Annotated in this window: 18 protein-coding genes; 10 read left to right on the top strand and 8 right to left on the bottom strand. The window is 66.9% G+C overall.

All coding sequences use genetic code 11. The features are described 5' to 3' along the window. The first annotated feature begins 158 nt into the window (after window positions 1–158). Window positions 159–1772, top strand: a complete 1614-nt coding sequence (gene gshA / locus J7024_RS11125; RefSeq protein WP_175751057.1) for a glutamate--cysteine ligase — start codon at window positions 159–161, stop codon at window positions 1770–1772. Window positions 1773–1863: 91 nt separating this feature from the next. Here the strand turns inward: gshA and J7024_RS11120 are convergent, their stop codons facing one another. Beyond that, the gene (locus J7024_RS11120) at window positions 1864–2181 is read right to left on the bottom strand and encodes a DUF4148 domain-containing protein (RefSeq protein WP_175762104.1); all 318 of its coding nucleotides are present in this window, start codon (window positions 2179–2181) and stop codon (window positions 1864–1866) included. 416 nt (window positions 2182–2597) lie between these two features. On the opposite strand from J7024_RS11120, the gene J7024_RS11115 reads away from it, so the two are divergent. Next, complete coding sequence (locus tag J7024_RS11115) at window positions 2598–4238, top strand: L-lactate permease (protein ID WP_124828231.1); 1641 nt, start codon at window positions 2598–2600, stop codon at window positions 4236–4238. 46 nt (window positions 4239–4284) lie between these two features. On the opposite strand, the gene J7024_RS11110 is transcribed toward J7024_RS11115, so the two are convergent. After that, on the bottom strand, window positions 4285–5202 hold the full coding sequence (locus tag J7024_RS11110) for a LysR family transcriptional regulator (RefSeq protein WP_124828230.1): 918 nt from the start codon (window positions 5200–5202) through the stop codon (window positions 4285–4287). Between the two features lie 229 nt (window positions 5203–5431). Here J7024_RS11110 and J7024_RS11105 point away from each other — a divergent pair, with 229 nt between their 5' ends. Both J7024_RS11105 and J7024_RS11100 read left to right on the top strand, forming a co-directional pair. Then, a complete protein-coding gene (locus tag J7024_RS11105) occupies window positions 5432–7603 on the top strand; it encodes a phosphocholine-specific phospholipase C (RefSeq protein ID WP_124828229.1) in 2172 nt (723 codons plus the stop codon). Window positions 7604–7809: 206 nt separating this feature from the next. Further along, on the top strand, window positions 7810–8535 hold the full coding sequence (locus J7024_RS11100; protein WP_124828228.1) for a phosphonate utilization associated transcriptional regulator: 726 nt from the start codon (window positions 7810–7812) through the stop codon (window positions 8533–8535). 168 nt (window positions 8536–8703) lie between these two features. On the opposite strand, the gene J7024_RS11095 is transcribed toward J7024_RS11100, so the two are convergent. From J7024_RS11095 to J7024_RS11075, 5 genes are all read right to left on the bottom strand, one after another. Further along, on the bottom strand, window positions 8704–10092 hold the full coding sequence (locus J7024_RS11095) for an FAD-dependent oxidoreductase (protein ID WP_124828227.1): 1389 nt from the start codon (window positions 10090–10092) through the stop codon (window positions 8704–8706). Between the two features lie 126 nt (window positions 10093–10218). Then, window positions 10219–11349 carry a 2-aminoethylphosphonate--pyruvate transaminase gene (locus J7024_RS11090; protein WP_234745042.1) on the bottom strand — a complete coding sequence of 377 codons (1131 nt, stop codon included), beginning with the start codon at window positions 11347–11349 and terminating at the stop codon, window positions 10219–10221. 48 nt (window positions 11350–11397) lie between these two features. Then, window positions 11398–13125 carry a putative 2-aminoethylphosphonate ABC transporter permease subunit gene (locus J7024_RS11085; RefSeq protein ID WP_234745041.1) on the bottom strand — a complete coding sequence of 576 codons (1728 nt, stop codon included), beginning with the start codon at window positions 13123–13125 and terminating at the stop codon, window positions 11398–11400. After that, window positions 13122–14213 (bottom strand): putative 2-aminoethylphosphonate ABC transporter ATP-binding protein, encoded by a 1092-nt coding sequence (locus J7024_RS11080; protein ID WP_124828224.1) that lies wholly within the window; start codon window positions 14211–14213, stop codon window positions 13122–13124. Before J7024_RS11080 ends, J7024_RS11085 begins: the two co-directional genes overlap by 4 nt. A gap of 111 nt (window positions 14214–14324) precedes the next feature. Next, window positions 14325–15380: a putative 2-aminoethylphosphonate ABC transporter substrate-binding protein gene (locus J7024_RS11075; protein ID WP_234745040.1), complete on the bottom strand. Its 1056-nt coding sequence runs from the start codon at window positions 15378–15380 to the stop codon at window positions 14325–14327. Between the two features lie 218 nt (window positions 15381–15598). On the opposite strand from J7024_RS11075, the gene phnA reads away from it, so the two are divergent. The 5 genes from phnA to J7024_RS11050 all read left to right on the top strand — a co-directional run bounded on the left by phnA (window position 15599) and on the right by J7024_RS11050 (window position 20745). Then, on the top strand, window positions 15599–16837 hold the full coding sequence (gene phnA, locus J7024_RS11070; protein WP_124828222.1) for a phosphonoacetate hydrolase: 1239 nt from the start codon (window positions 15599–15601) through the stop codon (window positions 16835–16837). 28 nt (window positions 16838–16865) lie between these two features. Next, on the top strand, window positions 16866–18320 hold the full coding sequence (gene phnY, locus J7024_RS11065) for a phosphonoacetaldehyde dehydrogenase (protein ID WP_124828221.1): 1455 nt from the start codon (window positions 16866–16868) through the stop codon (window positions 18318–18320). Between the two features lie 192 nt (window positions 18321–18512). Continuing rightward, window positions 18513–19295 carry an amino acid ABC transporter substrate-binding protein gene (locus tag J7024_RS11060; protein WP_124828220.1) on the top strand — a complete coding sequence of 261 codons (783 nt, stop codon included), beginning with the start codon at window positions 18513–18515 and terminating at the stop codon, window positions 19293–19295. A 14-nt stretch (window positions 19296–19309) separates the two neighbouring features. Next, a complete protein-coding gene (locus J7024_RS11055; protein WP_124828219.1) occupies window positions 19310–19990 on the top strand; it encodes an amino acid ABC transporter permease in 681 nt (226 codons plus the stop codon). Then, window positions 19987–20745 carry an amino acid ABC transporter ATP-binding protein gene (locus tag J7024_RS11050; protein WP_124828218.1) on the top strand — a complete coding sequence of 253 codons (759 nt, stop codon included), beginning with the start codon at window positions 19987–19989 and terminating at the stop codon, window positions 20743–20745. The genes J7024_RS11055 and J7024_RS11050 overlap by 4 nt, the downstream gene beginning before the upstream one ends. Window positions 20746–20769: 24 nt before the next feature. Here J7024_RS11050 and J7024_RS11045 read toward each other — a convergent pair whose 3' ends face one another. After that, window positions 20770–21585, bottom strand: a complete 816-nt coding sequence (locus J7024_RS11045) for an alpha/beta fold hydrolase (RefSeq protein WP_234745039.1) — start codon at window positions 21583–21585, stop codon at window positions 20770–20772. An 81-nt stretch (window positions 21586–21666) separates the two neighbouring features. On the opposite strand from J7024_RS11045, the gene J7024_RS11040 reads away from it, so the two are divergent. Beyond that, entirely contained in the window at window positions 21667–22281 is a 615-nt protein-coding gene (locus J7024_RS11040) for a CGNR zinc finger domain-containing protein (protein ID WP_234745038.1), read from the top strand. The last annotated feature ends 4 nt before the right edge of the window (window positions 22282–22285 follow it).

The following is a 22285-nucleotide window of genomic DNA, read 5'->3' as shown; positions in this document are numbered from 1 at the left end:
CCGTCCGGCGGCCCGCTGCGCCGCGCGCGGCCTGCCCTGAGCCGCCTCAAGCGCGTGTTACGGCGAGATGTTAAAGTGCCCGCTACCAACGAAGCGACCAATAATCCAGCCGGCCGCGCGCGGCGTTCTGCACGCGGCCGTCACGCACTTGCGTCTCCATGTCGAACACCATGACTCACCGCCAGTCCGAACTGCTGCTGAATCGTCTCGAAGCGCTGAGCTCGGGCCCGACGCGGCAGCATCTGCCCGACGGCCTGCGCGGCATCGAAAAGGAAAGCCTGCGCGTGACGCGCGACGGGATGATCGCGTTTACGCCACATCCGCGCGCACTCGGTTCGGCACTCACGCACCCGTCACTGACCACCGACTATTCCGAAGCGCTGATCGAGCTGATCACGCCGGCGGAACCCGACGCATCGATCACGCTCGAGCGTCTCGACGATCTGCACCGCTACGTGTATGCGTCGCTCGGCGACGAGATGCTGTGGAACGATTCGATGCCGGGCTTGTTGCCGGCCGACGATGAAATTCCGATCGCCGATTACGGCACGTCGAACATCGGCCGCCTGAAGACGGTGTACCGCCGCGGCCTCGCGTATCGCTATGGCCGCACGATGCAGTGCATCGCGGGGATTCACTACAACTACTCGCTGCACGAGGAAGTGTGGCGGCGCCTGCATGCGGAAGAAGGGTCGACGGCCACGCTCGTCGATTACCAGTCGGAGCGCTATCTCGCGCAGATCCGCAACTTCCGCCGCCGCAGCTGGTTGCTGATGTACCTGTTCGGCGCATCGCCGGCGCTCGACGCGAAATTCCTGCGCGGCAAGCCGCACAAGCTCGACGCGTTCGATGCCGATACGCTGTATCGGCCGTATGCGACGAGCCTGCGGATGAGCGACCTCGGTTACTCGAACACGACCGCGCAGGCCGCGCTGCACGTCGACTACAACACGCTGCCCGGTTATCTCGACGCGCTGTCGAAGGCCGTGAGCGAAGCGTATCCGCCGTACGAGGCAATCGGCACGCACCGCGACGGCGAGTGGATCCAGATCAACACGAACGTGCTGCAGATCGAGAACGAGTTCTACTCGACGATCCGGCCGAAGCGCGTCACGTATTCGGGCGAGCGTCCGCTGCATGCGCTTGCGTCGCGCGGCGTGCAGTACATCGAAGTGCGCTGCCTCGACATCGACCCGTTCGAACCAACCGGCATCGCGCTCGAAACTGCTCGCTTCATCGACGCGTTCCTGCTCGCCTGCGCGCTCGACGACAGCCCGGTGCTCGACTGCGATGCGTACAAGGAAGCGAATGCGAACTTCAGCAGCGTGACGATGGATGGCCGCAAGCCGGGGCTCACGCTGACGCGCGACGGCCAGCCGGTCACGCTGCAGGCCTGGGCGGACGACCTGATGGCCGACATCGAGGCCATCGGGCGCCGGCTCGACGAGATTCGTGGCGGCGACGAGCATGTGCGCGCGATCGCCGCGCAGCGCGAGAAGCTTGCGGATCCGGAGCGCACGCCGTCGGCGCGCGTGCTGCGTACGATGCGCGAGAACGGGCAGTCGTTCCTCGACTTTGCGCTCGCGCACAGCGAAGTGCATGCCGCGCACTTCCGTGCGAACCCGCCGTCGGCCGATACGATGCGCACCGAGCAGGCGCTTGCCGCGAAGTCGCTCGCCGAGCAGGCCGAGCTGGAAGCGAAGGAGGCCGGATCGTTCGACGCGTTCGTCGCGGCTTATCGTGCGTACACGCTGAACCGCTTCAGCGTGTGACCGCGGCAGCCCGCTGCGCGTCGCGCGGCGGGCACGCCGACTGCGGGCCGGGGCGCCGCGCGTTCACGCGCGCGCCACGGTTTCTCCCGCTTCAGTGATGCGCGTAAGTGTCGCGATCGACCACCTGTGGCAGTGCGGGCTTTCCCGATTCCACATTTGCACGGCCGTCGCTGCCGTAGCCGGCCGCGTCGCCGCGCGTCTGCGCGGCACGCTGCATGACTTCCTGCATGTTTTGCGGAAAGTCGGGACTGCTGGCGAGACTCGTCCGATAGCCGGCGGCCTGCAATTCCACGAGTTCCTGACGAACTTCGGCACGCGTCAGCGTCGATGTGGCCTGTGCCTGTGCCTGGGCGGCCACGGCCGAGCCGATCAGCAGTAACGCACAGGCCGCAAGTTTCATGGTTTTCATCGTGTTTGCTCCGTGAAGTTCCGGAGCCGCGCATTCGTCGGCGCGGGCGGAATCGATGCAGCCAGTCTAGGCTTCGGACGCCAAACGAAACATCCCGCTCGCCGTCAGGCACCTTTGCCGGCTGAGCAACATTGCGACGGCGGCTGACTGGCGCGCTCGTCAGCCAGCCGCCATTCGCCGTTCATCGTGCGGCCGGCGGCTTGTCGCGGGCGCCGCGCATCGGGCTTGTCCCCCCTTGTGCAAGCGCGATGCGCCTCCTAACCTCTTTTAAGCGACCGGTCGGTCGGCGCTGTCGCATGGTTGCATGCGCAAGCGTCGGACGATCTTCACCGCCGTGGAACGCACGTTTGATACGGGACGGGGTCGGGCGCTGACGCGCATCATCCCGCCGACATCCGATCGACAACGGAGACACGATGAATCCTACTGCCGCCCTGCCGCCCGGCATCCTGTTCGCACAGCCGTTGACGCCCGTCGCCAACTCGCTGTTCCTTTCGTTTCTCGTTGCGGTGATCCCGATCGCGGTCGCGCTGATCGCACTCGGCGTGCTGCGCCGGCCGGCGTGGCAGGCGTCGCTGGCCGGACTCGTCGCCGGCCTCGCGGTCGCGATCGGCGCGTGGGGCATGCCGGCCGGCCTCGCGTTCAACGCGGTCGGCGCCGGCATGGCGCTCGCGGTCGTGCCCGTGATGTGGATCGTTTTCAACGCCTTGCTGCTTTACAACATCGCGGTGAAGTCGGGCCGCTTCGACCAGTTCCGGCAGTGGATGCTCGACAACCTGCCCGACGACCGGCGCCTCGTGCTGCTCGTCGTCGCGTTTTCGTTCGGCTGCCTGCTCGAAGGGATCTCGGGCTTCGGCACGCCGGTCGCAATCACCAGCGCGCTGCTGATCGCACTCGGCTTCCCCGCGCTCGAAGCGCTCACCTACACGCTGCTGTTCAACACGGCGCCGGTCGCGTTCGGCGCGCTCGGCGTGCCGATCACCGTGCTCGGCGCGGTCACGTCGCTGCCGCCGACCACGCTTGCCGCGATGGTCGGCCGGCAACTGCCGTTCTTCGCGCTGCTGCTGCCGTTCTACGTGGTCGGCGCGTACGGCGGCCTGCGCTCGATTGCGAAGCTGTGGCCCGCGCTGCTCGTGTCCGGCGGCAGCTTCGCGATCGCGCAGTTCGTCACGTCGAACTTCCTCGGCTATCAACTCACCGACGTGCTGTCGTCGCTCACGTCGCTGATCGTCACGATCGGTTTCCTGCAGGTGTGGAAGCCGCAGCCCGATCCGCAATACGCACTCGCGCGCAGCGTGCCCGCCACGGCCGGCGCCGCGCGCGCGGGCTTCGGCGGCTGGCTGCCGTGGATCGTCGTTTCGGTGGTCGTGATCGTCTGGGTGCACGCGAACATCGCCGCGATCGGCGACGTGAAGATCAAGTGGCCGGGCCTGCACAACACGGTGTTCGTGTCGCTGTACCACAAGCCGTATGCGGCGATCTGGGACTTCCAGCCGCTCGGCACCGGCACCGCGATCCTCGTGGCGGCAATCATCACGGCCGTGCTGACGCGCACGGGCATCGGCGCGTTCCTCGAATGCGTGGTCAAGACGTGGCGGCAAACGTGGATCGCGATCGTCACGGTGATGATGATCGTCGGCCTCGCGTACCTGCTGAACTACTCGGGGATCAGCTACACGCTCGGCACCGGCGTCGCGTCGACCGGCGCGCTGTTCCCGCTCGTGTCGGCGTCGCTCGGCTGGATCGCGGTGTTCCTGTCCGGCAGCGACACGTCGGGCAATGCGCTGTTCGGCAACCTGCAGGTCGTCGCCGCACGGCAGCTCGGCTTCGACCCGGTGCTGATGGCCGCGACCAACTCGTCCGGCGGCGTGATGGGCAAGATGATCTCGCCGCAGAACATCGCGACGGGCGTGTCGACGACCGATCTGAAAGGGCAGGAGGGCGTCGTGTTCGCGCGTACCTTCTGGCACAGCGTGATTCTCATGCTGCTGCTCGGCGTGCTGGTGTTCCTGCAGCAGCACGTGCTGACATGGATGATCCCGGCGCTGCCGAAGTGATGTGCGCCGGCCGGCGTGGCGCGGGCGACGGTGTCCGCACGCGCATTCAGCGCGCGGTCACCCGCAGCGCCGTGCGCGCCCTGCGCGTCGTATCGGCCGCTTCATTGCCGGCCGGCAGGATGCACGCGAGGAACGCATCGATCGCGGGGCTGTGGCGGCGCGCCTTCAGGTAGTACACGTATTCGTCGATCGTCGTCTCGACACCGCGCAGTTCGATGACGCGCAGGTCCGGATGACGCTCGGCCTCGCCGCGTGGAAAGAGGCTCCCGCCGACGCCGTGCAGGATGGCCTCGCGGATCGCTTCGCGGCTGCCGATCTCGGCGACCGAGGTGGCCGCGACGCCGGCCGATGCGAGGATCGTCTCCGTGCAGCGGCGCGTGACCGAGCCTTCCTCGCGAATCAGCAGCCGCACGTCGGCGAGCTGAGCGGCGTCGATCGCGTCGAAGCGCGCGAGCGGATGGTCGCGATGCACGACGAGCACCAGCGGATCGGTCGAGATCACCTTGCGCTCGAGGCCTTCCGCGTCATTGCGCTGCGACGACACCGCGAGGTCGATGCGGAATTCGTGCAGCGCCTGCAGGATTTCCTCGGAATTGCCGATCCGGCACGTGAGCGCGATTGACGGATGCGCATGCGAGAAACGGCCGACCGCATCCATGATGTAGTACGGCCCGGTCGCGCCGATCCGCAGCTGACCTTCGAACAGGCCGCCGATGTTGCGCAGCATGATGTCGGCCTGCGCTTCGAGTGCGATCATCTTCTCGACGAGCGGCAGCAGCTCGATGCCGGTCTCGGTGACCTCGAGCTTGCGGCCGCTGCGGTAGAACAACTCGACGCCGTACAACTGCTCGACCTGCCGGATCTGCGCGGCGATCGTCGGCTGGCTCACGCCGAGGTGGCGCGCGGCGCGCGTGATGCTGCCCTGCCGGACGGTCGCATGGAACGCCTTCAGCTGATCGAACACGACTCGGCTTCTCCCCTCTTCATCGCGCGTCAGCGTAGCGTGCGCATGTGTCGGCCGGATGAAAGGCGCGTCGTGCGCCGCTTCGCAAAAAAGCTGGGGGTGAGCGCAAGAAACCTGCTGGAACCGGTCACGGCCGGGACATGCCGGTGCGGACTAATAGCGGCAACGCACCGACCGCCGGCCCTGCTCGACCGGCGCCATCCCTCCTACGACAAACAGGATCTTCTTCATGTCCGCCACCAATCGACGCGATTTCCTGCGCCTCGCCGCCCAGTCGGCCGGCGCGATGGCCGCCTACGCCGGCTTCCCGCCGGCCATCCGCAACGCGCTGGCCATGCCGGCCGCGTATCGCACCGGCACGATCCGCGACGTCGAGCACGTCGTGATCTTCATGCAGGAAAACCGCTCGTTCGACCATTACTTCGGCGGGCTGCGCGGCGTGCGCGGCTTCAACGACCCGCGCCCGCACCTGCTGCCGAGCGGCGCGCCGGTGTGGCAGCAGCCGCCGGCGTCGGTGTTCACGAAGAACTACCATTCGCGCGGGCTCGATCCGGCCGCGCCGTACGTGCTGCCGTTCTACCTCGACCCGAAGCAGACGACCGAATTCCAGCCTGGCACCAACCACGGCTGGAGCAGCGGCCACCTGTCCTGGAACAACGGCCAGTGGGACCAGTGGGTGAACCAGAAGCAGGACGTGCTGACGATGGGCTACCTGAAGCGCCAGGACCTCACGTACCACTACGCGCTCGCCGACGCGTTCACGATCTGCGATTCGTATTTCTGCTCCGCGCACGCCGACACGGCGCCGAACCGCATCTACCTGTGGACCGGCACGATCGACCCGCGCAACGTCTACGGCAACCCGCCGAACGGCCCGGGCATCGGCGAGCGCGACGACGTGAACGGCTACACGTGGACGACCTACGCGGAACGCCTCGAGAACGCGAAGATCAGCTGGAAGGTGTACCAGGGCGGCACCGGCATCCCGGGCGACCCGACCGACAACTACACCGACAATTCGCTGATGTTCTTCAAGCGCTTCCAGGTCAAGGAAGGCGCGAGCGGCCCGCTCGTCGACAAGGGCGCGTCGGATCACACGCTCGCCGAACTGAAGGCGGACGTGCAGGCGAACCGGCTGCCGCAGGTGTCGTGGATCGTCGCGCCGTACAAGTACAGCGAGCACCCGCAGGCGTCGCCGACCGACGGCGCGTTCTATATCAACATGGTGCTCGAAGCGCTGACGTCGAACCCCGAGGTATGGGCGAAGACGGTGTTCATCCTGAACTACGACGAGAACGACGGGCTGTTCGACCACGTCGTGCCGCCGGTGCCTCCGGTCACGAGCGGCGTGGGCGGCCAGGGCATCGTGTCGTCGAACCTGCTGTCGAGCCTCGGCGACGAACAGCTCGACCTGAACAAGTACCCGGGCGAGATGAGCCCGCTCGTGCCGGGTGCGGACCCGGGCGGCATCCAGCCGATCGGCCTCGGGCCGCGCGTGCCGCTGATCATCATTTCGCCGTGGACGAAGGGCGGCTGGGTCTGCTCGGAGACGTTCGACCATACGTCGGTGCTGCGTTTCCTCGAAGCGCGCTTCGGCGTGAAGGAGCCGAACATCAGCGCATGGCGCCGGTCGATCTGCGGCGACCTCACGTCGGCGTTCGACTTCTCCGCGCGCCCCGACACGCGCACGGTGAGCTTCACGGTGCCGCAGCACATCGCGACGGCCGGCCAGGCGTACCAGGTGCCCGCGCAGCAGTCGATGCCGGCGCAGGAAGCGGGCACGCGTCCGGCACGCGCGCTGCCGTACGAGCTGTTCGTGCATGCCCGCGTGAACGGCCGCGACGACAGCGTGTCGCTCGATTTCGCGAACTCGGGCGATGCGGGCGCCGCGTTCTACGTGTACGACCGCCGCAATCCGGCGACGCCGCCGCGCCGCTATGCGGTGTCGTCGCACGACCGATTCGCCGATACGTGGAGCACGTCGGCCGCGGGCGGCGACTACCATCTCGCCGCGTACGGCCCGAACGGCTATCTGTGCGAATTCCAGGGCAATACGCGGCTGGCTGCTGACGCCCGCCACGCGAACCCGGAAGCGAAGATCGGCTACGACGTGCGCAACCGCCACGTGTACCTGCAACTGCGCAACAGCGGCCGCGCGAGCTGCAGCGTGGTGGTCGACAACGCGTACAGCCACGCGCATGCGCGCAGCTACACGCTGGCGCCGGGCGAGCGCATCGAGGATCACTTCGAGCTGTCGTCGAGCCACGGCTGGTACGATCTGACGATCACCGCGACGACGCTGCGCGGCGGCGACGACAAGGTCATGCGCCGCTTCGCGGGCCACGTCGAGACGGGCCGGCCGAGCCAGAGCGATCCGGGGCCGGTCAAGCAGACGGCCTGACGGCAGGCAGGTGCTGCGCGCTTCGGCGGGGCCGTCCGCCGAAGCGCGTTACCACGCGTGCCGATCGGTTCCGTTCGCATTCCGGCACGCGGGATTGGTTTTTGGAAACTGAAAACTGTTGACAATGTATCGGAGCGAGGGTATACAAGGATCATTCGCCGATATGGCGCCCTCGTTTTCATTCGCAGCTTTGCTGCCTGCCGACCATGACTGCCCTGAACGCGCTCAACGCCATCGAACTCCTGCAAAGCCAGTCGCTTGCGATGATTGTCCAGGACATGCTCGAGCGCGCGATCGTGTCAGGCGAGTATGCACCTGGCGAGAAACTCAACGAAGTCGATATCGCGACCAGGCTGAACGTGTCGCGCGGCCCCGTGCGCGAGGCATTCCGCGCGCTCGAGCAGGCCGGGCTGCTGCGCAACGAGAAGAACCGCGGCGTGACGGTGCGCATCGTGCCGCTGCGCGAAGCCGAGGAGATCTACGAAGTTCGCGCGATGCTCGACGAATCGGTCGCGCGTGCGCTCGCGAAGCGCATTTCGCCCGATACGCTGAAGGTGCTGAAGGGCATCATCCAGTCGATGAAGGATGCGGCGAAGACGCACGACGTCACGCGCTATACCGAACTGAACGTGCAGTTCCACGATGCGATGGTGGTCGGTGTCGGCAATACGCATCTCACCGATACCTACCGCCGGCTCGTGCGCCAGCTTGGGCTGCTGCGCCAGGCCGCGATCGAAGCCGAGGAGGATGCGATCGCGGTGTCGGCGGCCGAGCACGACAAGATCGTGCAGGCGCTCGCCGGCGGCGACGAGGAGAAGGCGGTTGCGCTCGTGCGCGAGCACGTCGCGCACGGTCTCGCGCGGATGCGCCGCACGCACGAACAGGGGTTGCCCGCAACGGGCAAGGCGGCGCGAGAGAAAGCTCGCGCGTGAGCGGCTGCGTGACTTGTCCTGCACATGGCGACGCAAGGGCGGGGCGGCCGTGGATCATTTTCGTTGTTGAGTCGCCGGTTTGCACGGCCCTGCTTGTCTGGCGGCGCCTGACGGCCGTCGGTTCGAAGTTGATGATGTTCGGCGTGCGAGTCGCCGGCGCACTAGTGATCACGCCTTGTCTGCCTTCCCTGCCGCACTCGCAAACTTCGCGAGCCACGTGTCGACCATCGCCGGCTGCCGGCTCTCGTCCTCCGCGCGTTCCTTGCGGCGGATCGCGTTGCGCACGATGTGCGCGCCGACATAACGAATCGGCTCCGGCGGGAAAGCCCCGAGCGGGCCGCGCACGATCGGGCTGCGCGTCCACGCGTTGTCGAGGCCGAGCACCAGCGACGACAGAATCTGCCCGCCCATGTAGGTCGGCCCGACGCCGTTGCCCGAATAGCCGAAGCCGTAGAACACATTCGGCGCGTCGTCGAGGCGGCCGAAGAACGGGAAGCCCGTCACCGAGCGGTCCGACGGGCCGTTCCAGCTCGCGGTGACCGGCACGCCCGCGAGCGACGGGAAGAATTCGCGCAGGCTCCGCGTGAGCTGCGCCTCGTACGGCGAGCGCCGGTCGAACACCGGCGCGATGCGGCTGCGCCACGAGAACGTGTTGCCGCCCTTGCCGAGCATCAGCCGGCCGTCGGCGGTCGTGCGGTAGTAGTACACGAAGATCCGCGAATCGAGCACCGACACGCCGTCCACGAGCCCGGTCTGCTCGAGCAGCGCCGGGCATTTCTCGGTGATGACCATGTCGCTCGACACCACCGCGATCGTGCGCTCGAACTGCGGGAAGCGGCTCGCCATCCACGCATTGATCGCGAATACCAGCTTGCCCGCGCGCACGCTGCCGGACGGCGTGCGCACGACGGCCGGTTGCCCCGCCGTGAAGTCGACGAGCGGCGTGCGCTCGTAGATCCGGATCCCCATCGCGAGCGCGACGCGGCGCAGCCCGCGCACCAGCTTGCCCGGATGCACGGTCGCGGCGATCGGCGAGTACACGCCGTCGAGATTGCGCGCGGAACCCGAGCGGCGCGCGACTTCGGCTGCCGGCAGCGGCTCGTAGCTGTGGATCCCGCACGCGGCGAGCGCGTCGAGGACCGGCGCGAGCGTGCCGACCTGCGCGCGGGATGTGGCGGTGTACAGCGTGCCGTCGAGCCGCAGCTCGGCATCGATGCCGTGCGCACGGCAGAAGTCGGCGATGTGCTGGACGGCCGCTTCCGACGCCTTCACGAGCCGGATCGCCTCCGCTTCGCCGAACAGCCGCCGCAGCGTCAGGAATTTCGCGGACCACGTGAGCAGGCACCCGCCGTTGCGCCCGCTCGCGCCGGCGCCGCACAGGTCGGCCTCGAGTATCGCGATGTCGAGCGCAGGGTTCTGCTGCTTTGCCTGGATCGCGGTCCAGAGTCCCGTGAAGCCGCCGCCGACGATACAGACGTCGGCTTGCGTCGCGTCCTGCAGGGCGGGTGCGAGATCGCCGTCATTGAACAGTGCTTGTTCGATCCAGAAGGGTCGCATCGGGTGTCGTGCCAGTAGAAGTCGGTCTGCCGTGCCGCGCACGGGGGAGAAAAACGAAAGCGAAACCGCCGCATGGCGACGCGCGGCGGGAAGCCGTGCGCCGCCGTGCGGCCCGGTACAGCGCGTTCAGGCGGCTGCTTCGGCGGATACGCGGCGCACGCCCATCGCCTTCAGCGTGTCGGCGATCGCGGCGACGGCGCCCGGAATGCCGGCTTCGCCGAAGTGGCCGATGCAGCCGACGCGGAACGTGTCGACTTCGGTCAGCTTGCCCGGATACAGAATGTACCCACGCTTTTTGACCTCCTGATAAAAGCGCTTGAAGTCGTAATTCGGATCGTCCGGCGCATGGAACGTGACGATGATCGGTGCCTGGATCGCCGGATCGAGGAAGGGCCGGAAACCGAGTGCGAGCATCCCGTCGATCAGCGCGCGGTAGTTGCGCTGATAGCGGCCCCCGCGCGCGGCGAGGCCGCCTTCGTCGACGTATTGCTCAACGGCGGCGTCGAGCGCCGCGACCACGTGCGTCGGCGGCGTGAAGCGCCATTGCGTCGTGCGCTGCATGTACACCCACTGGTCGTACAGGTCCATCGCGAGCGAATGGCTGTTGCCTTCGCAACGTTCGAGCGTGCTGCGCTTCGCGATCACGAAGCCGAGCCCCGGCACGCCTTCGAGGCATTTGCCGGACGCGGCGATCACCGCGTCGAACGGTGTCGTGCGCGCGTCGATGTCGATCGCGCCGAACGAGCTCATTGCATCGACGATCAGCCCGCGGCCGTGCTTCGCGACGACCTGCGCGACGTCGTGCAGCGGGTTCAGTACGCCGGCGCCGGTTTCGCAGTGCACGAGCGCGACGTGCGTGATGGTCGGATCGGCGGCGAGCGCGCGCTCGACGTCGGCCGGATCGACGCGGCGGTCCTCGCTGTAGTCGATCGTCGTTAGCTGGCGGCCGAGCACGCGGCAGATCTTCGCGAGGCGCTGGCAGTACGCGCCGTTGTTCGGCACCAGCACGTGGCCGTCGTGTGCCACGAGCGTGCCGATGGCCGCCTCGACCGAGAATGTGCCGCTGCCTTGCAGCGGCACGCATTCGTGCGTGCCTTCGCCGTGCACGATCTGCAGCAGCCGATCGCGCAGCCGTGCGGTGATCGCATTGAAGTCGCTGTCCCACGATCCCCAGTCGCGCAGCATCGCGTCGCGCGTGCGGTCCGAGGTCGTCAGGGGGCCGGGGGTGAGCAGGATGGGCTGGGTGGCGAGCGTCATGGTGTCTCCTGGGTGAAGTCGGGACGTCACGTGAATGCGGCTAATGGATCAACGGCGATGCGGATTGCGCCAGGCCTGCGTGCGGCGCAACAGACGGTGCGAGATGCAGGCGAACAGCACGCACGCGAGCGACGAGGTCGCGAGCACGAGCGTCGCCATTGCGGCGGCCGGTCCCATCTGGCCCGCGTCGTCGAGGTTCAGGATTGCGACGGATGCGGGTTGCGTGTCCGGCGAATAGAGGAACGCGACGGCGGAGACGGTCGTCATCCCGTTGACGAACAGGTAGCGCGCGATCAGCAGGATCGCGGGCAGGCATACGGGCACGGTCACGCGCACGAAGGTTTTGTAGAACGGCACCTTCAGCGACGCCGACACGGCCTCGAACTCGCTGTCGATCTGCCGCAGCGCGGTGACGGCGGTCAGGTGGCTCGACGCGTAGTAGTGGACGACCGTGACGATCGCGAGCAGCCACAGCGTCCCGTACAGCCCGTTCAGCGGATTGCCGGGCGCGTTGAACAGGAAGATGTAGCTGATGCCGAGCACGAGGCCGGGCACGCCCATCGGCAGGATCGCGCACAGGCTGATGAAGCCGCGCAGCCAGCGCGCGCCGCGCGTCTTCTCGATCAGGTAGGCGCCGCCGAACACGACGATCGTGCCGCCGAGCGCGACGGTTGCCGCCATCCGCAGGCTGTTCTTGTACGCGTCGAAGATGCCGGCACCGATCAACCCCATCTTGTAGTGCTGCAGCCCGAGGCTCATCTGGTACGGCCAGAACTTCACGAACGACGCGAACACCGAGATGCCGACCACCGCGATGAAGAACGCGCACACCAGCGCGCAGTACGCGAGCATCGCGGCGTCGAAGCCGCGCGACGGCTTCGGCTGGTACGGCGTCGAGCGCGCGCCGAGCTGCGACTGCTGGCGGCGGCGGATGAAGTAGTCCACGCCGAACGCGACGAGCGCCGGGCACAGCAGCATCAGGCTCACGACCGCGCTGCGGTTGAAGTCCTGCAGCCCGATGATCAGCTTGTAGATGTCGGTCGACAGCACGTTGTACGAACCGCCGATCACCACCGGCACGCCGAAGTCGTTGATGCACATCGTGAACGCGACCATCGTCGCGCTGATCAGCCCGTACTTCGCGCCGGGCAGCGTGATCGTGAAGAACTTGCGCGTGCGGCTCGTGCCCATCGCGTCGGCGGCCTCGTAGAGCCGACCGTCCGCAAGCGACAGCGCGGTGACGAGGATCATCAGCACGTGCGGGAACGACGCGTACACCATGCTTGCGACGATGCCCGGCAGCCCGTAGATCGAATGGCCGTGCAGCAGCGGTTTGAGCAGCCCCGCGTTGCCGAACCAGTAGATGAACGACACGGCGGACAGCAGCGTCGGCGCGAGCAGCGGCAGCAGCGCGATGGTGCGCGCGGCATGCTTCAGCGGCATGCACGAGCGCGTCAGCGCATACGCGAACGTGAACGCCATCGGCACGACGATTGCCGTGACGAGTGCGCCGACTGTCAGCGAATGCAGCATCGAGCGCAGCACGCCGCTGTCCTCGAGATACTCGACGAAGTTGTGCGCGCCGACGAAGTGCCCGTTCGCATCGACGAAGCATTTCTGCACGACGAGCGCGAGCGGCAGCAGCAGGAACAGCGACATCAGCGCGGCCATCGCGACGAGCGCGAGCTGCGCGACGCGGTCGTGCCAGTGCGTGATCTGCCGCACGTCGGCGGGGGCGGCCGCGCTGCGGCGGCGTTCGGTGAGGACGGCGCTCATTGCAGTCGCTCCTTCGCACTCGGAAACACGCGCACATGCTCTCGATCGAGCGCGAGGTCGACCCGCGCGCCGGCCTGCACGCCGGTGCGATCGACGTCGTGATACGACAGGTCGGCGACGATCTCCTGGCCGTCGAGCCCGTCGATCCGGAAGCTCACACGGCAGAATGCGCCGAGGAATTCGAGCTTCTCGACGCGGCCGGCCAGCACGTTGTCGGCCGTCTCGCCCGGAATGCGGATGCGCAGATCCTCGGGGCGCACGTAGACCGACACGGCCGTGCCCTGCGCTGGCCGGGTGACGCCATGCCGGCAGTCGAAGCCGACGCCGCCGGCGCGCAGCGTGCCGTCCTGCGCGACTTCAGCGGGAATCGTGTTGACGCGGCCGATGAAGTCCGCGACGAATGGCGACGCGGGCTGCCGATAGATTTCGAGCGGCGTGCCGATCTGCTCGATCACGCCGTGGTTCATCACGACGATGCGGTCGGCCATCGACAGCGCTTCTTCCTGGTCGTGCGTGACCATGATCGTCGTCACACCGAGCCGCTGCTGCAGCGCGCGGATCTCCTGGCGCAGCCGCACGCGCACGCGTGCGTCGAGCGCCGACAGCGGTTCGTCGAGCAGCAACAGGCCGGGCGACGTCGCCAGGGCGCGCGCGAGTGCGATGCGCTGCTGCTGGCCCCCGGACAACTGACCCGGATGCTTGCGATGGCTGTCGGGCAGGCCGACGAGCGCGAGCAGCGTGTGCACGCGCTCGTGGATCACCTCGCGCTTCATCTTGCGGTTCACGAGCCCGTACGCGACGTTGTCGTAGACGGTGAGGTTCGGAAACAGCGCGTACGACTGGAACACGATCCCGTAGTCGCGCAGTTGCGGCGGCAGCCGCGAGATGTCGCGGCCGTCCTGCATGATGCGGCCGGCGTTTTGCGCCTCGAGCCCCGCGATGATCCGCAGCAGCGTGGTTTTCCCGCAGCCGGACGGCCCCAGGAAGCAGATCATCTCGCCCTTCATCACGCTCAGGTTGATGTCGGTGAGGACCTGTGTGTCGTTGTACCGCTTTTCGATGCGTTCTACGCTCAGATAGGGTGCCATGCACGCCTCCACGCTGCGGGCGGCCCGCCGGCGGCCCGGATACGACGATGGGAAGGGATGCGGGGCGGCGCGCGACGCGGCCCCGCTGCCGGGTGCGGCGTTACTGCCGGGTCATTGCTGCGCCTTCGCCCCGTAGCGCTTCTGCCAGGTGTCGAGAATCGACAGGCGGTTCTTCGCGGACCACACGAAGTCGTTCTTCACGAGCAGGTCCGAATAGTTGTCGGGGATGCCGGAGAGCTTGCGCGCGACACCCGGGTACGCGACGATCGCCCACCAGCGCGCGGTGATCTCGTTCGCTTCCTTGCTCGCCATGAAGTCGGCAAGCTTCTTCGCGGCGTCCGGCTGTTTGGTCGTCTTCATGATCGCCGTGCCTTCCATGTCCCAGCCGAGGCCTTCCTTCGGGAACACCAGGTCGATCGGTGCGCCCTGCGCCTGCAGTTCGTGGCCGCGGAATTCGAACGAGATGCCGATCGGGAACTCGCCGGTGCCGGCGAGCGTGCACGGCTTCGAGCCCGAGTGCACGTACTGCGCGACGTTCTTGTCGAGCGCGTCCATGAATTTCCAGCCGCGGTCGTCGCCAAAGGTCTGCAGCCACGCCGTGACGTCGAGATAGCCGGTGCCCGACGACACCGGGCTCGGCATCACGATCGCGCCCTTGTAGATCGGTTTCGTCAGGTCTTCCCACGACGTCGGCTTCGGAATGTTCTTCGCCTGCGCGGCGACGCGGTTGTAGCAGATCGTCGCGCCCCATACGTCCATGCCGACCCAGTGCGGCGGCGTGTTCGCGTCGCTGTACTTGCGCGTGAGCTGGTCGAAGCCCTTCGGTGCGTGCGGCATCAACATCCCCTGCAAGTCGAGCAGCGTGAGGCTCGATGCGGCGAGGCCGAGCACGACGTCCGCGCGCGGGTTGTTCTTTTCGGCGAGCAGCTTCGCGGTGACCGAGCCGGTCGAGTCGCGCACCCAGCGGATCTCGACGCCGGGGTTCGCCTTCTCGAACGCGTCCTTGTAGGGCTTCATCGCCTCGTCTTCCAGCGCGGTGTAGACGAGCAGCGAAGTCTTCGCGTGCGCCGCCTGCGCCGCGCCGAGCGCGACCACGGCGGCAAGCGCAAGACGCGCCGCGCCCGTCGCCCATCCGTTCAAACGCTTGTGTACCGGCACTTCGTTCATCTTCAGACCCCTTGACTATGGCGCCGCGGCACGCGGCGGATGAGTGGAGACCAGCCCTCTTCGTACTTCCTCGTGCTTCCGTGGTTTGCTTTTTGTTCTCTGCATGTTGTTGACAATCTACAAATCATCAATTTTAATGTCAAGCATGGAAAACACCTCCTCGGCGCGGCGCGGGCGCCGACAGCTCAACCCCCTTCGAACCGAAAGGACTGAACGTCATGACTGAAACGCCTGTATCCGTGGAAGTGAACGGCCGTCGCTACAACTGGATGAGCCGGCCCGTGGTGGTCGTCTGCGTCGACGGCTGCGCCTATGAATATCTCGAGATGGCGGCCGAGGCCGGCGTTGCGCCGTTCCTGCGCACGCTGCTGAAGCCGGGCACGGCGCTCAAGGGCGAGTGCGTGGTGCCGAGCTTCACGAACCCGAACAACCTGTCGATCGTGACCGGCGTGCCGCCGGCGATCCACGGGATCAGCGGCAACTATTTCTACGATCGCGACACCGGCGCCGAGGTGCTGATGAACGATCCGAAGTACCTCGTCGCGCCCACCGTGCTCGCGACCTTCGCGGAACAGGGCGCGCGCGTCGCGGTCGTCACCGCGAAGGACAAGCTGCGCCGCCTGCTCGGCAAGGGGCTCAAGGGCATCTGCTTCTCGTCGGAAAAGGCCGACGAGGCGAGCATCGAGGAAAACGGCATCGACAACGTGCTCGAACTGGTCGGCAAGCCGGTGCCGAGCGTGTACAGCGCAGACCTGTCGGAATTCGTGTTCGCGGCCGGCGTGCGCCTGCTCGAGACGCGCCCGATCGACCTGATGTACCTGTCGACCACCGACTACGTGCAGCACAAGTGCGCACCCGGCACGGACGGCGCGAACGCGTTCTACCAGATGATGGACAAGTACCTGAAGCGCCTCGACGAACTCGGCGCGATCGTCGCGATCACGGCCGACCACGGGATGAACGCGAAGCACGACGGCGAGACCGGCGAGCCGAACGTGATCTACCTGCAGGAGCTGTTCGACGAGTGGCTCGGCCACGATGCGGCGCGCGTGATCCTGCCGATCACCGATCCGTACGTCGTTCACCATGGCGCGCTCGGCTCGTTCGCGACGGTCTACGTGCCGGATTCCGCCGATGCCGACGCGCTGCGCGCGCGGCTCGCCGCGGTGGACGGCATCGAGGTCGTGCTGACGGGGGCCGAAGGCTGCGCGCGGTTCGAGCTGCCGCCGGCGCGGATGGGCGACCTGATCGTGATCTCGCAGCAGGACGTCGTGCTTGGCACGCGCCGCATCAAGCACGACCTGTCCGGCCTCGACGTGCCGCTGCGCTCGCACGGCGGGCTATCCGAGCAGATCGTGCCGCTGATCTTCAGCAAGCCGGTCGCGACCGACGTCTCGGGCCGCGCGCGGCTGCGCAACTTCGACATCATCGACATCGCGCTCAACCATCTGCAGTGATACGCAGGTATCCGCCAGGGAGACACTCATGAACGCCATTGCAGCATCGACGGATGTTCGCGCGCTTCATCGTGAAGCACTGCGAATCGATGGTGAACGGATCCATCGCGACGCGGTGATCGAGATACGAAACCCGTACGACGGCTCGCTCGTCGGCACCGTGCCGAAGGCGACGCTCGACGACGTGCGGCGCGCATTCGCGGTCGCCCGCGCGTACCGGCCGTCGCTCACGCGCCACGAGCGGGCGGCGATCCTGCGCCGTGCGGCCGACATCGTGCGTGCGCGCACCGCCGAGATCGCCGAGCTGATCACGGCCGAAGCCGGGTTGTGCATCAAGGATTCGACGTATGAAGCGGGGCGCGTCGCCGACGTACTCACGTTCGGCGCGGGTGAAGTGCTGAAGGACGACGGGCAGATCTTCTCGTGCGACCTGACGCCGCACGGCAAGAAGCGCCGTGTATACACGCAGCGCGAGCCGCTGCTCGGCGTGATTTCCGCGATCACGCCGTTCAACCATCCGATGAACCAGGTCGCGCACAAGGTCGTGCCGTCGGTCGCGACCAACAACCGGATCGTCGTGAAGCCATCGGAGAAGGTGCCGCTGTCGTGCTACCTGTTCGCGGACATCCTGTACGAAGCGGGCCTGCCGCCGCAGATGCTGCAGGTGATTACCGGCGACCCGAAGGAAATCGCGGACGAACTGATCACGAACCCGGCGATCGACCTGATCACGTTCACCGGCGGCGTGTCGATCGGCAAGTCGATCGCGTCGCGGATGGGCTACCGGCGCGCGGTACTCGAGCTCGGCGGCAACGACCCGATCATCGTGATGGAGGATGCCGATCTCGACGAGGCGAGCACGCTTGCGGTGTCGGGCTCGTACAAGAACTCGGGGCAGCGCTGCACCGCGATCAAGCGGATGCTCGTGCACGAGGCGGTGGCCGATCGTTTCACCGAGCTGGTGGTCGAGAAGACCCGCGCGTGGGCGTACGGCAACCCGGCCGATCCGTCGGTCGACATGGGCACGGTGATCGACGAAGCGGCCGCGAAGTTCTGCGAGCAGCAGGTGAACGATGCGATTTCACGCGGCGCGCGCCTGCTGGTCGGCAACGTGCGCGACGGCGCGCTGTATTCGCCGACCGTCGTCGATCGCGTGACGCCGGACATGCCGCTCGTGAAGTACGAGACGTTCGGGCCCGTGTCGCCGATCATGCGCTTTCGCGACATCGACGAGGCGATCCGGATGTCGAACAGCACCGACTATGCGTTGTCGTCGTCGGTCTGCACGAACCGCTTCGACAGCATCACGCGCTTCATCACGGAGCTCGAAGTCGGCAGCGTGAACGTGCGCGAGGTGCCGGGCTTCCGGCTCGAACTGACCCCGTTCGGCGGCGTGAAGGATTCGGGTCTCGGCTACAAGGAAGGCGTGCAGGAAGCGATGAAGAGCTTCACGAATACGAAGACCTATTCGCTGCCGTGGTAAGTCGCACGTAATGTGTCGACATTCGCGCCCGCACCGGTTTCACGGCCGGTGCGGGCGTTATTCGATCGGCTCATATCGTTAGCCGATTTGCGTTTTTGCCGGGCTTGCCCGCATCGGTAGAATTCGCGGACCTCTCGAACGGCGCACGTGCGCCGGCGGGATCACTCCCTTCAATCATTCGGGGTCCGCATCATGAAAATCCTCCGCTCCATCCTGGTCGTCGCGATGCTGCAGGCCGTCGCGGCCACGAGTGCGCTCGCTGCCGACGACCTGGCGCAGATCAAGTCGGCCGGCGTGTTCCGGATCGGCACCGAAGGCACGTATGCACCGTTCACGTATCACGACGCGACGGGCAAGCTGACCGGCTTCGACGTCGACATCGCGACCGCGATTGCGCAGCGGCTCGGCGTGAAGCCAGAATTCGTCGAGGGCAAGTGGGACGGGCTGATCGCAGGCCTGGACGTGAACCGCTACGACGCGGTCGTCAACGAAGTGTCGATCACCGAGGCGCGCAAGGCGAAATACGATTTCTCGACGCCGTACATCACGTCGCACGCGGTGCTGATCGTGCGCGCGGACAACACGTCGATCCGCTCGTTCGACGATCTGAAGGGCAGGAAATCCGCGAACACGCTGACGAGCAATTTCGGCAAGCTCGCGGCCGCGCACGGCGCGGACGTGGTGCCGGTGCAGGGCTTCAACGAGTCGATCGATTTGCTGAGCTCGGGGCGCGTCGACGCGACGATCAACGACTCGCTGTCGTACCTCGATTTCCGCAAGCACAAGCCCGATGCGAAACTGAAGATCGCGGCGACCGACACGACCGGCGCCGGCGATGCCTCGGGCGTGCTGCTGCGCAAGGGCAGCCCCGCGCTGGTGGCCGCGATCGACAAGGCGCTCGCGGACATCAAGGCCGACGGCACCTACGCGAAGATCTCGCAGAAGTATTTCGGCCGCGACCTGTCGCAGCCGTGATGCGAGGCTGAACGATGCCGCCCTGGCTGCACTTGATGGCGGAATCGCTGCGGCCCCTGCTCGTCGCGGGGCTCGTGTTCACGGTTCCGCTCACGCTCGTGTCGTTCGCCATCGGGCTGCTGCTGGCGTTCGGCGCGGCGCTCGCGCGCCTGTTCGGGCCGCGCTGGGCGCAGGCCGGCGTACGCTTCTACATCTGGCTGTTTCGCGGTTCGCCGCTGCTCGTGCAGTTGTTCGTGATCTTCTACGGATTACCGAACGTCGGCATCGTGCTCGATCCTTTGACCGCCGCCGTGATCGGCTTCTCGCTGAACGTCGGTGCGTACAACGCCGAGGTGATTCGCGGCGTGATCGAATCGATCCCGAAGGGGCAATGGGAAGCCGCATATTCGATGGCGATGACGCGCGCGCAGGCGCTGCGCCGCGCGATCCTGCCGCAGGCCGCGCGCGTCGCGCTGCCTGCGCTGTCGAATTCGTTCATCTCGCTCGTGAAGGACACGTCGCTCGCGGCCGTGCTGACCGTGCCGGAGATCTTCCAGGCCGCGCAGCGCATCGCGGCCGTGACCTACGAGCCGCTGATCCTCTACACCGAAGCCGCATTGATCTATCTGCTGTTCAGCTCGGTGCTGTCCACGCTGCAACGTCGCCTCGAACTCCGTTTCGGCCGTCACGCGCTGTTTCACGCGGAGTTGCGATGATTCGTCTCGAACGCATCGACAAGTCGTTCGGCGCGCATCGCGTGTTGAGCGCGATCGACCTCGCATTGCAGCCCGGCAGCGTGACGGCGCTGATCGGGCCTTCCGGCAGCGGCAAGAGCACGCTGCTGCGCTGCGTGAACCTGCTCGAAGTGCCGGAGACAGGCACGCTCGCGGTCGGTGACGTACGCATCGAATTCACGGCGGAGCACCGGCTGTCGCGCGACGCTGTGTTCGCGGTGCGGCGGCAGACCGGCATGGTGTTCCAGAATTTCCAGCTGTTTCCGCACCTGAGCGTCGTGCAGAACGTGATGGAAGGGCTCGTGACCGTGCAGCGCTGGCCGCGCGAGCAGGCACGTGAACGCGCGCTCGCGTTGCTCGACAAGGTCGGCATCGCGGACAAGGCCGACGCGTGGCCCGCTACGTTGTCGGGCGGGCAGCAGCAGCGCGTCGCGATCGCGCGTGCGCTCGCGCCGTCGCCGCAGGTGCTGCTGTGCGACGAACCGACGTCGGCGCTCGATCCCGAGCTGTCCGTCGAAGTTGTCGAGGTGCTGCGCCAGCTCGCGCGCGAAGGCACGACCATGCTGATGGCCACGCATGATCTGCGTCTGGCCGCATCGGTTGCGCACGATGCGGTGTTTCTCGCGGAAGGCCGCGTAGTCGAAGCCGGTGCATCGCACGAGTTGTTCGGCCGGCCGCGCGATCCGCGCACCGCGAAGTTTGTCGCGACGCTCGCGCAAGGCGCGCCGGCCCTCTGACGTGCCGCGCGGCAGCGGCGGCGATCAACCGCGCGTGTGCCCGTCTAGCACCGCCGCGACGATCGCTTCCGGCGCATCCTCCTGAACGAGGTGCCCCACGCGTGGTACGCGGATCAGCTTGCCGCCCGCGATGCGATCGGCGAGTGCCTGCCCCTGTTCGAGCGGAATCCATCCGTCGTCCTCGCCCCACACGATGCGTACCGGAAAGTCCGGCCGCGCATAACGGGCTTCGGCTTCCTCGACGTAGCGCTGGCGCATCTGCGCGATTTGCCGATAGAACGCGGATTGGCCGGCGGGCGTGAGCCATGGCGAACGGTAGATCGACAGCACGTCGTCGCTCAACGGCCGCGCGACCGCATTGCCGATATAGGCCGACACGAGCGCGTGATGCGCATAGGCCGGCAGGCCGGCGAACGCGGCTTCATGCTGCGCGACGTGCCGCACGAACGGCGAGCCTTGCGGCGCGATCGCGACCGGGTTCACGAGCGTCAGGTCGGAATACGCAATGCCGTCGAGGAAATGCGCACGCAGCACGGTTGCCCCGCCGTAGTCGTGTGCGAGCACGCGCGGGCGAACGATGTTCCATGCGTCGAGCATCGCGCCGAACAGCGCGTTCTGCCGGCCGAGCGATACGTCCGCATCCGGCATGTCCGACTGACCGTAGCCGAGCAGGTCGTAGAAGAACACGCGATGGCGCCGCGCGAGCCACGGGGCGATGCGTCGCCACACCTGCGACGAAAACGGCGTGCCGTGAACGAGCACCAGCGGCGGCCCTTCGCCGAGCGTTCCCCATGCGATCCGGTGGCCTGCGAAATCGAAGCGGTTCGGAAGTTCGAGCATCGGCATCTCCGTGCTAACCTGTTTTGGTTGTTAATAGGTTACGCCGGTTTGTTCGGATGTGAAACCGATAGGTGAAAATAAATGGTTACTCGATGCGACCCTGAGCGACAGGCGCATGCATGGAGCGCGGCCGATTTCGTCGGCGGCCATCCGGCGCTCGACTTCCTGAACACGGTAGCCGACACGGGCAAGACGCGCGACGAGGACAAGTTCGTCGACTGGCCGGCCGTGCGCGCGTGGGCCGGGAAGTCGGGCTTGCTGACGGAGGCGGACCTGACGCGGTTTCTGAGTCACCCCCGGCAGGATGGTGTGGACGAGCTCGCCTCGCTGCGCTGTTTTCGCGACGACGCTTATGTCGCGCTCGCGCATCTGACGGCCGGCGACGGCGGCAGTGCCGGCGCGCGAGCGGTGCACCGTCTCACGGAGGCGATTCGCGATGCGATCGGGCGCAGCACATTCGACGCGATCGACGGCCGCTTCGCCTGGCGGCCCGATGCGCGTGCGGCGTCTGGCTGGCTCGATGCGGCCGCGCTCGGGTTCGAGCATCTGCTGCGCGGCGACGATTTCGCGCGCGTTCGGCAGTGCGGCCGCTGTACTTGGTTCTTCGTCGATCGCGGCCGAGGCGTCGGACGACGGTGGTGCGACATGCGCACGTGCGGCAATCGCGCGAAGGTGGAGGCGTTCAGGGAGCGGTGAAGCA

Origin of the sequence: Burkholderia sp. WTPI3, from assembly GCF_021483755.1 — a bacterium.
Classification (GTDB): Bacteria; Pseudomonadota; Gammaproteobacteria; order Burkholderiales; family Burkholderiaceae; genus Burkholderia.
Note: the sequence above shows the minus strand (reverse complement) of the source record. Positions and strands in the feature narration are given on the sequence as shown.

What these genes read in the sequence shown, in the direction of transcription:
- J7024_RS11080 (WP_124828224.1), bottom strand. Translation starts at nt 14,213, where the DNA reads ATGGCACCCTATCTGAGCGTAGAACGCATCGAAAAGCGGTACAACGAC.
- J7024_RS11100 (WP_124828228.1), top strand. Translation starts at nt 7,810, where the DNA reads ATGACTGCCCTGAACGCGCTCAACGCCATCGAACTCCTGCAAAGCCAG.
- J7024_RS11095 (WP_124828227.1), bottom strand. Translation starts at nt 10,092, where the DNA reads ATGCGACCCTTCTGGATCGAACAAGCACTGTTCAATGACGGCGATCTC.
- phnA (WP_124828222.1), top strand. Translation starts at nt 15,599, where the DNA reads ATGACTGAAACGCCTGTATCCGTGGAAGTGAACGGCCGTCGCTACAAC.
- J7024_RS11105 (WP_124828229.1), top strand. Translation starts at nt 5,432, where the DNA reads ATGTCCGCCACCAATCGACGCGATTTCCTGCGCCTCGCCGCCCAGTCG.
- J7024_RS11060 (WP_124828220.1), top strand. Translation starts at nt 18,513, where the DNA reads ATGAAAATCCTCCGCTCCATCCTGGTCGTCGCGATGCTGCAGGCCGTC.
- J7024_RS11085 (WP_234745041.1), bottom strand. Translation starts at nt 13,125, where the DNA reads ATGAGCGCCGTCCTCACCGAACGCCGCCGCAGCGCGGCCGCCCCCGCC.
- J7024_RS11050 (WP_124828218.1), top strand. Translation starts at nt 19,987, where the DNA reads ATGATTCGTCTCGAACGCATCGACAAGTCGTTCGGCGCGCATCGCGTG.
- J7024_RS11040 (WP_234745038.1), top strand. Translation starts at nt 21,667, where the DNA reads ATGGTTACTCGATGCGACCCTGAGCGACAGGCGCATGCATGGAGCGCG.
- J7024_RS11115 (WP_124828231.1), top strand. Translation starts at nt 2,598, where the DNA reads ATGAATCCTACTGCCGCCCTGCCGCCCGGCATCCTGTTCGCACAGCCG.
- J7024_RS11075 (WP_234745040.1), bottom strand. Translation starts at nt 15,380, where the DNA reads ATGAACGAAGTGCCGGTACACAAGCGTTTGAACGGATGGGCGACGGGC.
- J7024_RS11090 (WP_234745042.1), bottom strand. Translation starts at nt 11,349, where the DNA reads ATGACGCTCGCCACCCAGCCCATCCTGCTCACCCCCGGCCCCCTGACG.
- phnY (WP_124828221.1), top strand. Translation starts at nt 16,866, where the DNA reads ATGAACGCCATTGCAGCATCGACGGATGTTCGCGCGCTTCATCGTGAA.
- J7024_RS11045 (WP_234745039.1), bottom strand. Translation starts at nt 21,585, where the DNA reads ATGCTCGAACTTCCGAACCGCTTCGATTTCGCAGGCCACCGGATCGCA.
- J7024_RS11055 (WP_124828219.1), top strand. Translation starts at nt 19,310, where the DNA reads ATGCCGCCCTGGCTGCACTTGATGGCGGAATCGCTGCGGCCCCTGCTC.
- gshA (WP_175751057.1), top strand. Translation starts at nt 159, where the DNA reads ATGTCGAACACCATGACTCACCGCCAGTCCGAACTGCTGCTGAATCGT.
- J7024_RS11120 (WP_175762104.1), bottom strand. Translation starts at nt 2,181, where the DNA reads ATGAAAACCATGAAACTTGCGGCCTGTGCGTTACTGCTGATCGGCTCG.